Annotated in this window: 10 protein-coding genes; 5 read left to right on the top strand and 5 right to left on the bottom strand. The window is 69.9% G+C overall.

Going from position 1 to position 11,877, the window contains the following annotated elements; genetic code table 11:
• Nucleotides 1-27: 27 nt before the first annotated feature.
• Nucleotides 28-588, bottom strand: coding sequence for a Dps family protein (locus tag EJC77_RS07635; protein ID WP_125611265.1), 561 nt, complete (start codon nt 586-588; stop codon nt 28-30).
• A gap of 144 nt (nt 589-732) precedes the next feature.
• Here EJC77_RS07635 and EJC77_RS07640 point away from each other — a divergent pair, with 144 nt between their 5' ends.
• Entirely contained in the window at nt 733-1,245 is a 513-nt protein-coding gene (locus EJC77_RS07640) for a cupin domain-containing protein (protein WP_205786981.1), read from the top strand.
• A gap of 19 nt (nt 1,246-1,264) precedes the next feature.
• Here EJC77_RS07640 and EJC77_RS21330 read toward each other — a convergent pair whose 3' ends face one another.
• From EJC77_RS21330 to EJC77_RS07655, 3 genes are all read right to left on the bottom strand, one after another.
• The gene (locus EJC77_RS21330) at nt 1,265-3,676 is read right to left on the bottom strand and encodes a DEAD/DEAH box helicase (protein ID WP_276309053.1); all 2,412 of its coding nucleotides are present in this window, start codon (nt 3,674-3,676) and stop codon (nt 1,265-1,267) included.
• 98 nt (nt 3,677-3,774) lie between these two features.
• Nucleotides 3,775-6,450 (bottom strand): M56 family metallopeptidase, encoded by a 2,676-nt coding sequence (locus EJC77_RS07650; protein WP_125611269.1) that lies wholly within the window; start codon nt 6,448-6,450, stop codon nt 3,775-3,777.
• Between the two features lie 27 nt (nt 6,451-6,477).
• Complete coding sequence (locus EJC77_RS07655; protein ID WP_125611270.1) at nt 6,478-6,963, bottom strand: hypothetical protein; 486 nt, start codon at nt 6,961-6,963, stop codon at nt 6,478-6,480.
• A gap of 110 nt (nt 6,964-7,073) precedes the next feature.
• Between EJC77_RS07655 and EJC77_RS07660 the strand changes: the two genes are divergently transcribed.
• From EJC77_RS07660 to purN, 4 genes are all read left to right on the top strand, one after another.
• The gene (locus EJC77_RS07660; RefSeq protein WP_125611272.1) at nt 7,074-8,717 is read left to right on the top strand and encodes an acyl-CoA dehydrogenase family protein; all 1,644 of its coding nucleotides are present in this window, start codon (nt 7,074-7,076) and stop codon (nt 8,715-8,717) included.
• Nucleotides 8,718-9,050: 333 nt separating this feature from the next.
• Nucleotides 9,051-9,254: a cold-shock protein gene (locus tag EJC77_RS07665; protein WP_038467205.1), complete on the top strand. Its 204-nt coding sequence runs from the start codon at nt 9,051-9,053 to the stop codon at nt 9,252-9,254.
• A gap of 148 nt (nt 9,255-9,402) precedes the next feature.
• Entirely contained in the window at nt 9,403-10,704 is a 1,302-nt protein-coding gene (locus EJC77_RS07670; RefSeq protein ID WP_125611274.1) for a cell division protein PerM, read from the top strand.
• A 33-nt stretch (nt 10,705-10,737) separates the two neighbouring features.
• A complete protein-coding gene (gene purN, locus EJC77_RS07675) occupies nt 10,738-11,310 on the top strand; it encodes a phosphoribosylglycinamide formyltransferase (protein WP_125611276.1) in 573 nt (190 codons plus the stop codon).
• A gap of 194 nt (nt 11,311-11,504) precedes the next feature.
• Here the strand turns inward: purN and EJC77_RS07680 are convergent, their stop codons facing one another.
• Nucleotides 11,505-11,807: a hypothetical protein gene (locus tag EJC77_RS07680; RefSeq protein ID WP_125611278.1), complete on the bottom strand. Its 303-nt coding sequence runs from the start codon at nt 11,805-11,807 to the stop codon at nt 11,505-11,507.
• Between the last annotated feature and the right edge of the window lie 70 nt (nt 11,808-11,877).

Below are 11,877 nucleotides of genomic sequence, written 5' to 3' on the forward strand. Positions count from 1 at the left end.
TACTTCGCAGCGCCTACTTTGCCGCGCCTACTTTGCCGCGGCCGCGGCCGCCTTCTCGGTGTGCGCGGCGGCGTCGGCCAGGTTCCCGGCCCCGTCCTCCAGGTGCGAGCGCAGGAACCATTGGAAGTGTTCCAGCTTCGCGGTCTGGCCGATCAACATGTCCTCGGTGATCGGGTCCAGCGGGCCCACCTCCCCGATGGCCTGCCGGTGGCTGGCCACCACGCCCTTGTAGACCAGGTCCAGGGCTGCAATATGCTCACCGGTGCCGGCCCGGCCGATCGAGTAGTCGTCCCAGCTGCGGGACTTGACGAGTTCGCCGGGCAGGCCGTTGGGGGAGACACCCAGGGTGGCCATGCGCTCCGCCGTTTCATCCACCATGCCGCGGACCTCATCGACCTCCGGGTCCAGCATTTCGTGGACGGCGATGAAGTTGCGTCCCACCACATTCCAATGCGCGTGCTTGAGCGTGAGTTGCAGGTCGTTGAGCGCGTGCAGGCGCAGTTGCAGGATCTCGCCGACCTTGTGGCCGTTCGTCAGGGTGAGGCCGGGGACGGTGAAGCCGGCGTGTGAATTCTTTCGGGTGGCCATCAAAAACCTCCTTCAGGACGGACGCCGCGTGCCGGCGGCCGACGATTCCCACGGTATCCGGGGACCCGTGCCGGGTCCACCCTCCGCGTTGACGCATAGAAAGCAAGCGCACCACCATGGCGGCAATGGCGCCCCGGGAGGAAAATGGCCTACACGCCCCTTGGCGGTGTCTGTTGGAGGGTTTCCATGAGGTCCGAGTCAAAGCCGAATTGGCGCGATCACGGTGTGAAGATCATTCCGGGCTCGCAACTCGATCCCAACACGCCGCAAACCCCTGGCATGACGCGAGCGGCCGCCATCACCCATGCCCGGGCGGGGGCCACCAAACTGTGGGCGGGCACGGTCACCATCGACGCCAACGCCAAAACGGGGGCCCACCACCATGGCGAATTGGAAAGCGTCATCTACGTCGTGAGCGGCCGCGCCCGCATGCGATGGGGTGACAACCTGGAGTTTGTCGCCGAGGCCGGGCCCGGGGATTTCATCTATGTTCCGCCGTTCACACCCCACCAGGAGATCAACGCGAACCAGACCGAGGTTCTCAGTTGCGTGCTTGTCCGCAGCGGTCAGGATCCGATTGCCGTCAACCTGGACATCGAGGCCGCCGAGCCGCCGGAGGAAGTCTTTTGGGTGGATCCCCTGCACCCGCATCCGTGAATCCGGCGGGCCGATTCCATCACAGCTTCCGCGGATCCGGGAAGCCGAGCTGCACATATCCCGGCGCCCGCTTGTTCAACGACGCGGCCAGCACCGGCGTCAGCGCGTCGTGGTAGTCGTGGACCGTGGAGACCTCCTTGTTGGGGTACGGGCGGGTCACGCGGCCGGCGTACTGGACCAGCCGGCCCTTGAACGAGATCGGCGCGGCCAGGAACAGGGTGTCCAGCTTCGGACAGTCGAAGCCCTCCCCGATGTACGACCCCGTCCCCAACACCAGCAGCGGCTCGTCGTCGCCCGAGTCGTCGAGAAGTTCGACGGCGGCCTGCCGGGCGCTCGCCGTCATCGCACCGGTGAACACGACCGGCCGGATGCCCGCCGCCTCGAAGCGTTCCCGGAACCGCTCCAGGTGGGCCTTCCAGGTGGTGAGCAGGAGGATCCGCGAGTTGGCGGCGTAAGCCGCCATGACGTCGTCGTGGATCTGTTCAAACCGCGCGTCATCGGCGACCAGGTCCTTGTAGATGGCGGCGATGCCGCCCGGTTCGGACGGGTCGGCGTCGCCCGCGTACACGTACCCGGTCGGGTGGACCACCAGCTCCAAGGCTGGCGCCGGGATCTCGCTCGGATACCGCGGCAGCTGCGCCGGCGCGGCCGCGGCCATGGTGTGCGCGACCGGCCCGAGCTGGTGGTACATGAGCGCGTCCAGCTTGTCCCGACGGTAGGGCGTGGCGGTCAGTCCCAACCAGTACCTGGCCGGGATCTGGTTCATGACGTGGGTGAACGCCGTGGCCGGGACGTGGTGGCATTCGTCGGCGACCACCAGGCCATAGCCGGCCGTCAGCTCGGCGGCATTCTCGCGCCGGGCCAGGGTCGGCAACAGGGCGACGTCGATGCGTCCGGTCGTCGTGGCGCGGCCGCCGCCGAGCTGGCCGCACTTTTCGTCCAGGAGTTCCCGCACGCGGGTGCGCCACTGGTCCGCCAGCGCCTTCCGGTCGACGAGGATGAGCGTGGACACCCCGCGCCGGGCGATGGCCGCACACGCGATGACGGTCTTGCCGGTCCCCGGCGGGGCGACCAGGATGCCCTGTTCCGTCCCTGACAGTTCTTCCAGGGCGTCCTGTTGGTCGGGGTGCAGGCGCCCCGCGAAACCGAATTCCTGCGGCGTGCCCGTGTCGCGATGATCCTCGATGCGCAGCGTGCTGCCGGCCGACTCGACCAGTTGGCGCAACAAGGGGAGAAGGCCACGCGGCAGGATCAGGTCGCCCTCGAGCGTCTCGTCATAGCTGCGCAGGAAACGCGGGATGTTCCAGGTGGAGCGGCGCTGGCGTTGGCGCTCGTAGAACTCGGGGTTGGGCAGCGACGCGGCGTGCTTGACGGCGGAGATCATGGCCGGTCCCAGTTCGGCGGCCCGGACCGTCAGCCGGGCAGCGAAGGCCGCCCGGACGACCAGGGCCGGGCGGGGGACGATCTTCGACGATTCGGGCAGCTCCAGCCGGCGGACGTCCGCGCCCAGTCGGACGGCCGGGAGCCGGCGCGCGTGGGTGGCGACCCGGCCGGGGGAGAGCCGGTCCAGGCTGGACAGGTACGCCCACTGGTCCTCGTAGGGTTCCAGCGTGGTGGTGTCCACGAACAGCGTGGTCCCGTGCTTGCGGCGCCTGCCGTTCAGGGGTGCGGCGATCAGGTTGCCCATGCCCCTGCCGGAATGCGTGTCCTGGGACGGGAACAGCCTGTCGTAACTGGCCAGGCTCATGCTGCCCCGCAGCCCCATGGCCTCATGGATCAGCCCGGTGCCGAGCTGCCGGGCCAGGGACGCGTCGATCGCGGCGGTGAAGAAGATCCATACGTGCGCGCCGCGGCCGGACTGGGAGACCTCCAGCGCCGCCGGGATGCCGCGGAACCGGGCGGCCTTGACGTAGGCCAGGGCGTCCAACATGGCCGCGTTGCCGTCGAAGTCCGCGGCGACCCACCAGCACGTGTCCTCCTCCGTGAGCGGGTACAGGCCAATGTGCTGTTGCCCGCGCAGGTGATCGGCCACGACGGCCGGTGTCAGCGGCAGGAAGCTGGCGTGCGCCCTGTCCAGGCCCTTCCGCCACCCGCCGGCCACGGCCGGGACCCAGCCGGAACGGCCGTCGGTGACGTTCTCCCAACGGAGCGCGTAGATGTCCTGGCGGGCACGGAAGAGATCCTGGAAGAGCCGGACCTTGGTTTCCGGCGGCGAGTCCATGGTCACCGGACCCACAGGGGCGACGGCGGCCAGCATGGGTTGGTCACGGACGGCGGCCCGCGCTTCGGCCGCACTGAGGTCCAGGAGTTTGCGCAACCGGGCGTTGTCGAGACGCAGTTCCTCGAGCTCACGGAGCAGGGCCGCATCGGCCTCCTCGGAGAGGCCGGGCAGGGCCGCTTGCCCATCGTTGCCGGATGCGTAGTCACTCACATGTCCATTGTGTTCCGCCGCACCGTCAAAACCGCGCAGTGAACATAACCGCAGTGAGCATAACCGCAGTGAACAAGACAGCAGTGAACCGTTCCGCCTCAGGAAGCCGCGGCCGCGCTCTTCAACCGCTCGACCCCGTCCAGCCATCGTTTCCACAACTGCCGTTCCTGGGCCCGAAGTTGCAGCGCGAGGTCGGCCGCGGCACGGTCCCCATTCGTGATGGCGTTGGCGACTTGAGTGAATTCTTCCCTGGTGAGCGGGATCGCCGCCAGCAGGTCGGCGTGGACGGTGCTGACCGCCTTGGACGTCGGGACGAATGCCCGTGCCGCGGTCTCAAGATCGGAGAGGGCCGGGATGACCTCCAGCTGCAGGATGGTCATGGCACCGGCGGGGTCCTGGCCGACCATGCCCTCCGCCGTCTGAACCTGCGCCAACACGCCGGAATAGGCATCGATGACCGCGGGCGCGAGTTGGGTGGTGTACCACTGCGCCTCGGCAGCGTCGTCGACCGCGGCGGTCGAGCCCGCGACCTGGCCCGCCGCACTGCCGATGGCCTCGGCAAACGAGCCCGTGAACGAGCGGCCGGCGATGACAACCACCGTGCCCAGCACGAGGGCCGCCGCTCCCGCCACCACGGTCAGGGCCAGTCCCCGTCCGGCCCGTGGACGCCACGGGGGTGGAAGCGCCGCGGCCAGGGCGCCGGCGATCAGGGCGAGAACAAAACCAAGGCCGATCGCCGGCCACAGGACGAACCCGACGAACTGCCACGTCAGCGACCCGCCGAGGGCCGTGTTCAGGGCCACGAACCCCGCGACGCCGGTGGCTGCCGCAATAAACCCACCGACTACTGAGGTGGCCGCGCCGGCCCGGGATCTGGACAGCATGGCGGCGATCGACACCGCGCACCAGGCCGCCGCGCAGACCCAGATGCTGGTCCAGAGCCGATCTTCACGGACCGCATCGGTGTCCGCCGGTCCGGCCAGGACGCGCCGCGCCACCAGGACGGCGGTCGTGAGGGTGCCGCAGGCAAGGCCGCAGGCGATTGCGGCCCGGCTGCTTTCCGCAAACCGGATGGATCGGACGGCGGGCCGGACACCGGCGGACGGCACGATCGCGGGCCCGTCGAACAACCAGGACGGCAACGGTCGCGCCGCATTTCTCGAACGGCGGAGCAGGCCGACGGCGGCGACACCGGCCACGACGGCGATGGCGCTGACGAGCACCGGTTCGGCAAGCCCGGTGACCAACCAGATCCGGGCCGCGACCCAGCCCAAGTCCTCGAGACTGAGCTGGATGCGGCCCCAAATCCAGGCCGCCGCCGTGAAGAGCACCATGTTGGCGGCCAACGCCGTCCCCCAGGCCTGCCACGGATGCCGCAGGCCGCGGAGGGCGTCGGCCCAGACGTCCCCCAAGCCCGCGCTTAAGACGACCGTACCGGCGCCGAGGACCATGGCGACCACAATCCAGGGGTCCAGTAGCACGTCGGCCGGTTGGGAGCCGATCTGGCCGAGTGAGGCGACATGACCGATCGCGAAGCCGACGCCGACCCCGGCCGCCGCCCGCGCGGCGGTGCGGTCCCGGACACCCGCCTGTCCGCCCGCCGCCCGGGTCATGGCGGCCGAGCGCCACAGGGCCAAGCCCACGGCGGTGCCGATCAGCGGTCCGGTCAACAGGGCGGCTGCCAGATCCGCGAAGGAGGTGCCGCCCGTGCCGGCCAGGAGCGGGACAAGGGCCGCGACGACCAAGGGAACGGACAGGGCTGCCAGGAAGGCCGCCGTGGCCGCGTCAAGAAACCTCAGCCGGGCCGCCATCTCGGGGGCCTCGACGACGTCCCGCCGTCGCTGTGCCGACGGGTGCCGGGCCCGCATCCGGTTCCATCCATGGGTTGGTCTGGTGGCGGGAAGGCGGCCGAGGCAGGTCCGCAGGTCGGCGAGGTTTTGGCCGCCCCGCGCTGCCGCGAGATCGGCATCATGTTCCCGGGTGCGCAGCAGGGCCGCCGCCGTGAGTTCGACGGCCACGGCCAGCAGGGCCGCCCGCCACGCATAGTCCGGGAACAATGACAGGTCGCCGAAGACCAGGCCCCGCACCACCGGCAGCAGGAGCACGGGGCCAAGGACGTACCAGATGCTGCGCGCAAGCCAGGAGAGCGCGACGTCGTGGTGGCGGACGTGCGCCAGTTCGTGGCGCACCAGTGCGTCGAACACCGTCGGGTCCCGCCAGCGCACGGCGGCACCCTTGGGCAGGGCCACCACGTAGCGCCCCGGTACGCCGAAGCAGAAGGCGTCCCGCTGGCCGGCAGGACCGATGGCCAGGGCCGGATGGTGGCGCATCCCCGCCTGGTCGGACAGTTCATCAAAGTGCCGGGCCATGGCGGCCAGCCCGGGACGCGGTGGTGCCAGCCGGCGGCGGCGCCGGATCACCTGCGGGGCGATGTACATGACGGCAATCCCCGCCGCGGCGGCACCGGCCGCACCCCCGAGCGACCACAGGGCGCGACCCTGTTCCGCCGGCGCCTCGCATCGCTGGGCCGCGGCCGTGCGCGTCAACAGCGCCTCCCCTGGAGGAAGGCCGGCCCCCGAACCCGCGGCGGCCGACTCGCATTCGTACACCGTGCGCGTCCAGGCGGCGCCGAGCGATTGATTGTGCAGCCAGTCCCCGACGAACAGGCCCGCCGTGAGCAGGGCCAGCACGAAGATGAGGAAACGGCCCGTGGTCGGGGCAGGATAGGCCAGGACGTGCACCCTGAGGTGCTGCGGAAGCTGCTGCTCGGTCATGACCGGCTCGTTGAGGAGCTCGCCCGCTCAGGTGGCCAGCGCGAGTGCGCCGACTATGGCATCGCCCAGCAGTGCCGTCGTCGGTTCGGCCAGGCCCAATCGTCGGCCTTCGCTGACCGCGATTTCGTGAACCCGCCGTGACTGTTCCACCGTCAGCGGAACGTTGGTCGAGGCTTCGGCCGGCCTGTGCAGCAGTCTCCGCAGCAACGACGCAACGACCGGCTTGGCCTCGTCCTTGACCGCTCCGGCGACGAGGTCGGTGATGAACTGCACGACCTGTCCCGCGACCGCGAGGGCGAAAGGCGTCAGCAGGGCGAGGTCCAGGCCAAAGCCGAGCGGTTCGTCGCGCAGCCCCGCGCCCAGCGCCTTCCGCGGATCGTCAAAGTACTCTTCCGCGGTCTCGTCGAAGACCACCAATTCCTCCGGCGCGATGCGTTCGACCACCAGACGCGCCAGGGCCGTGCTTAATTCGCGCTCCTCCGGAGCGTCACGGGCAGCCGAAACATCGTCCATGGCAGTCCACTTCCAGACCCGATCCGATTGGTTCGATTGTCCCACCGGCCCACGGGAGTGTCCACGCGCGCGTCCACGGTCCGTAAGGCACGGGGGCGTAGCATCTGAGCATGACCGCCATTGCCGCCGGAACCGATGCAACGCATGACGTCTTCAACCAGCCGCCGCCGCGCGTCGACGTCAACGAGTTCGCGGCCAACATCCCGCTGACGGACTACCTGCTGACGATCGGCGGGGTGAGCTCAACCGCCACCGGACCGCTTGAGGCGATGGGCGCCGTCGTCGGCTCAGCCCAATTCCAGCACGACGCGCGGCTGGCGCACGCGAACCCGCCGGTCCTCCACACGCACAGCAGGTACGGCCAACGGATCGACGAGGTCGAATACCACCCCTCGTATCACCGCATCCTGGGCCAGGCCGTGGCCGCCGGCGCGCACACCTCGGCGTGGGCGAGCCCCGCATCCGGCGCCAACGCGGCCCGCGCGGCCGCCTTCATGCTGTTTGCGCAGGTGGAGCCCGGGCACGCGTGCCCGATTTCCATGTCGCACGCGGCCGTCGAACCAATCCGGCTGAACCCGCAGCTGGCGGGGGAGTGGCTGCCGCGGCTGTACTCGCGCAGCTACGATCCCGCCCTGGCGCCGGGCAAGCCCGGTGCCCTTGTCGGGATGGCCATGACCGAGAAGCAGGGCGGCTCGGACGTGCGCGCCAACACCACGCGGGCCGTGCCCGATGGCGACCGGTACCTGCTCACCGGGCACAAGTGGTTCTGTTCGGCGCCCATGTCCGACGCGTTCCTGGTCCTGGCCCAGGACGGCGAGGGCCCGGGCTGCTTCCTCGTGCCGCGGGTGCTGCCCGACGGCGGCCGCAACCCGTTCCTGATCCAGCGGCTGAAGGACAAGGTCGGCAACAGGTCCAATGCCTCCGCCGAGATCGAGTTCGCGGGCACGGCCGGCTGGCGTGTCGGCGAGCCCGGCCGGGGCGTGCGCGCCATCATGGGCATGGTGGCCCGGACCCGGCTCGACTGCGTGCTCGGCACGGCGGCGGGCATGCGCCAGGGCGTCGCCGAGGCGCTCTGGCACGCCCGGCACCGCACCGCGTTCGGCGGGCTGCTCGCCGACCAGCCGGCCATGACCAATGTGCTCGCCGACCTGGCGCTGGAAGCGGAGGCGGCCACCGCCGTCGGCCTGCGGTTGGCGCGCGCGTACGACGACGGCGACGCCACCGAACACTCGTTCCGTCGCCTGGCGACGGCCGTGGCCAAGTTCTGGGTGTGCAAGCGGGGGCCCAACCACGCCTACGAGGCGATGGAATGCCTGGGCGGCAACGGGTACACCGAGGATTTCCCGCTGGCCATGCGTTACCGGGAGCAACCGGTGATGGCGATTTGGGAGGGGACCGGGAACGTCATCGCGCTCGACGTGTTGCGCGCGCTGGGGACCGACCCGGGATCGATCGACGCGTTCCTGGCGGAACTCGGGCTCGCCCGCGGGGCCAATGCCGTCTATGACGACTTCCTGGCCGGGCTGGAGGGCCACGTCGACCCGGTGCGGCGCGCGCCACGGGACTTCGCGGACCAGGCCCGCAACCTCGTCGAGACGCTGGCGCTGGCCCTGCAGGCGTCACTGCTCCTCCGGTACGCGCCGCCGGCGGTGTCCGACGCGTTCGTCGTCTCCCGGCTGGGACCGGACCGCCGCTTCAACTACGGCAACCTGCCGTCGTCGTGCGATTTCGCCGGGATCCTGGCGCGGGCGTGACCATCCGGGTTACGGGCGGCGGCACATTGATTCCAGCCGAAAATGGGGGAAACGGCATGCTTCGCGTCACGTCCGAGAGCCCATATTCACGGGGAATCGCCGCAGACCGGGGGCCTGTCCGGCACGCCGCGTGACGCACCTCTCATTTTTGGCTGGCATTCCGCCCGAGCCTATGTATACTGGGACGTAGTTGTAGTGTTGCGCATTTTGTAGTGGAAGCGGCGCCGCCCCGAAAGGGAGACGCCGCTTTTCTGGAGAAGCGGGCGAACACCGTAACTGGAGGCCCGACGGTCGGGCGGAATCTCCAAACTTCAGAAGGAATGAAAAGAAACAATGGCAACAGGTACCGTCAAGTGGTTCAACGCTGAAAAGGGCTTCGGCTTCATCTCCCCGGATGACCAGAGCCAGGACGTTTTCGCGCACTACTCCGCGATCAACTCCTCCGGCTACCGCTCCCTCGAAGAGAACCAGAAGGTCTCCTTCGATGTCGAGCAGGGCCCGAAGGGTCCCCAGGCAGTGAACATCCAGGCCATCTAGGTTCGGATATCTACCACAGGACCGGGATTTTCCCGGTCCTGTGGTGTTTAAGCCCCGTGGTGTTTAGGCGCTGTGGTGTTTAAGCGCAGCGTCCAATCCCGGCGTTGCACCCCGACCGGGACCGCGACTCGTGGCACGATGGAACACGATGAACAAGCAAGCGGCCCGGGGCCAACGTGACGGATGGCCCATGCCGCTCTGGCTGCAAGGCGCGTTTGAATCGGCCCAGATCATGGTCATGTCCGCCGTCGTGGTCGTCGTCCCGCTCTTCGGCGTGTGGGCCACCGGCGGGTTCGCCGACAAGAGCATCGCCGCCCTGGCGACCCTTTCCGGCCAGGCCTGGATGGTCGTCCACGGCGTTCCCCTGACGCTCACGGTCACGGACGGCCCCAGCTCCGCCTCCGTCCAGACCGGGATCCTCCACCTGGTCCCGTACGGGCTGACCCTCATCCCCTTCCTCCTCGCGTGGCGTGCCGGGCGCCGGCTGGCCCGCGCCTCCTACACGGACCAGCTGTGGCAGCCGCTGCTTGGCGCGCTGGTGGTCTACGCCGGCGCCGGCCTGGCGACCGCCTTCGTCTGCAGCGTGCCCGGCGTGGGCATCCCGCTGCTCGCCGGAACCCTGGTGCCACTCATCCCCGCCGGACTCGGCCTGGTCATCGGCGCCCGTCGCGAGGCGGGGTCCTGGGGTCGGTTGATCGGCGTGAACGCCGCCGGCTGGATCACCAAGGCCAGCCAGCAGCAGCGCTGGGCCGGGTCCTACGCCTGGGCGGTGGTGCGCGGCGGCTTCGTCGGATTCCTTGCCTCGATGGCACTGGCCGCCGTCCTGCTGTCCGTGAACCTGGCCGTGCGTTGGGCCGACATCGTCTCCGTGTACCAGGGCCTCCAGCCCGGTGTCGTGGGCGGTTCCGTGCTCACCATCGCCCAGCTCGGCTACCTGCCCAACCTGGCCGTCTGGGCGCTGGCCTGGGCCAGCGGCGCCGGGTTCGCGCTCGGGGCCGGATCCACCGTCACCCCGCTGGCCACCACGGTGGCGCCCGTGCCGCCCATCCCGGTGCTCGCCGCCATCCCCACCGGCGACAACCAGTGGGCCCTCGCCGCCCTGGCGTTGCCCGTCCTCGCCGGCATCCTGGCCGGCTGGTGGTTCGTCCGGACGGGCGAGAACCACGTGGACGAGTGGCTGTCGATCAAGCTCCCGTCCAGATGGCTCTCGCTTCCGTTGTCCACGCTGTTCCTGGGTGCCGTCACCGGCGTGTGCGCCGCCATCCCCACCTTTGTCGCGGCCTGGCTGGCGCACGGTTCCGTCGGGCTGGGCCGGTTGACGACGTTGGGCCCGGACCCGTTGACGACGGCGGCCTGGGTGGGGGCCGAGGTGGGCGTCGGCGTCGTCGCCGGGTCAGTGCTGGGGCCGTGGCTGGAGCGTGAGCCGGCCGCCCGCAAGGCGGCCGAATAGGGTCATCCGGCGTCGCTGACCTACAGTGAAACCATGCGCATAGTTGTCCTCGTCTCCGGCGCCGGCTCGAACCTGCAGGCCGTCATCGACGCCGTCCAGTCCGGTGACCTGCCCGTCGAAATCGCGGCCGTCGGTGCGGACCGGCCCGGCACGTTGGGGCTCGAGCGCTCCGCCGCCGCCGGCCTGGAAACGTTCGTCGTCAACTTCAGGGACTATGCCACGCGGGCCGACTGGGACGCCGCGCTGCTGACCGCCGTCGCCGCCTACGAACCCGACTACGTCGTCTCCAGCGGCTTCATGCGCATCGTGGCGCCCGGCTTCATCGACGCGTTCCCCGGCCGCTACGTCAACACGCACCCGGCCCTGCTCCCGTCGTTCCCCGGCGCCCACGGCGTGCGCGACGCCCTGGCCTACGGTGTCAAGGTCACCGGCTGCACCGTGCACTTCGCCGACGCGGGCGTGGACACCGGACCCATCATCGCCCAGGCCCCCGTGGCCGTGCTCGACGACGACACCGAGGACACGCTGCACGAACGCATCAAGGTGGCCGAGCGGGCGCTGCTCATCGAGGTCCTGGGCAAGCTGGCGGCCGGCTCAGTGCTGTGACCGTAAAGGTTGGCCGGGTTGGGGATCGTGCCAGTCGGGGCTTGGTGCTGACTGGGTGAATGTACGGCGGCCGTCGCCTGGGAGCAGGGTGGCGGCGTCTCGCGAACGAGTGGGCAGTAGATGCTCGTTTTGCCCGGATTTTCGACATCTACTGCCCACCAGTTGCGTCAGGGGCGGGCCGGGGCCGCCTCGGGTTACTTCCGCTTCCGGCCGAACACCAGTGAGGCCACGGCCACCGCGCCGGTCACGGCCAGGACGGACGGCCAGGCACCCATCTTTTTGGCCAGCGGGTGCGACGCACCGAACGCGCCGAGGTACGTGGCCGTGAGCCCGATCGCGGCGGCGGTGCCCGCGTTCCTCTTCCAGCCGGCGAAGGCCGCCGCGCCGGCCACGGCGAGGACGGCCCCGCCCAGCGGCCGGATCCCGGTGAGTCGGGCGGCCTGGTAGCCGCCGATCAGGCCGGCGGTGCTTGCGGCGGTGGGAAGCAGGGAACTCATGACGACTCCTGGGGTTGGCGTGCTGGAACGTGCCCAGCCTAAGCCCGATTGGTGGACGCTCGCTGGGAGG

The sequence above is a fragment of the Specibacter cremeus genome, from assembly GCF_003946885.1.
Classification (GTDB): domain Bacteria; phylum Actinomycetota; class Actinomycetes; order Actinomycetales; family Micrococcaceae; genus Specibacter; species Specibacter cremeus.

What these genes read in the sequence shown, in the direction of transcription:
- EJC77_RS07635 (WP_125611265.1), bottom strand. Translation starts at nt 588, where the DNA reads ATGGCCACCCGAAAGAATTCACACGCCGGCTTCACCGTCCCCGGCCTC.
- purN (WP_125611276.1), top strand. Translation starts at nt 10,738, where the DNA reads ATGCGCATAGTTGTCCTCGTCTCCGGCGCCGGCTCGAACCTGCAGGCC.
- EJC77_RS07650 (WP_125611269.1), bottom strand. Translation starts at nt 6,450, where the DNA reads ATGACCGAGCAGCAGCTTCCGCAGCACCTCAGGGTGCACGTCCTGGCC.
- EJC77_RS07655 (WP_125611270.1), bottom strand. Translation starts at nt 6,963, where the DNA reads ATGGACGATGTTTCGGCTGCCCGTGACGCTCCGGAGGAGCGCGAATTA.
- EJC77_RS07670 (WP_125611274.1), top strand. Translation starts at nt 9,403, where the DNA reads ATGAACAAGCAAGCGGCCCGGGGCCAACGTGACGGATGGCCCATGCCG.
- EJC77_RS07665 (WP_038467205.1), top strand. Translation starts at nt 9,051, where the DNA reads ATGGCAACAGGTACCGTCAAGTGGTTCAACGCTGAAAAGGGCTTCGGC.
- EJC77_RS07680 (WP_125611278.1), bottom strand. Translation starts at nt 11,807, where the DNA reads ATGAGTTCCCTGCTTCCCACCGCCGCAAGCACCGCCGGCCTGATCGGC.
- EJC77_RS07640 (WP_205786981.1), top strand. Translation starts at nt 733, where the DNA reads ATGGCCTACACGCCCCTTGGCGGTGTCTGTTGGAGGGTTTCCATGAGG.
- EJC77_RS07660 (WP_125611272.1), top strand. Translation starts at nt 7,074, where the DNA reads ATGACCGCCATTGCCGCCGGAACCGATGCAACGCATGACGTCTTCAAC.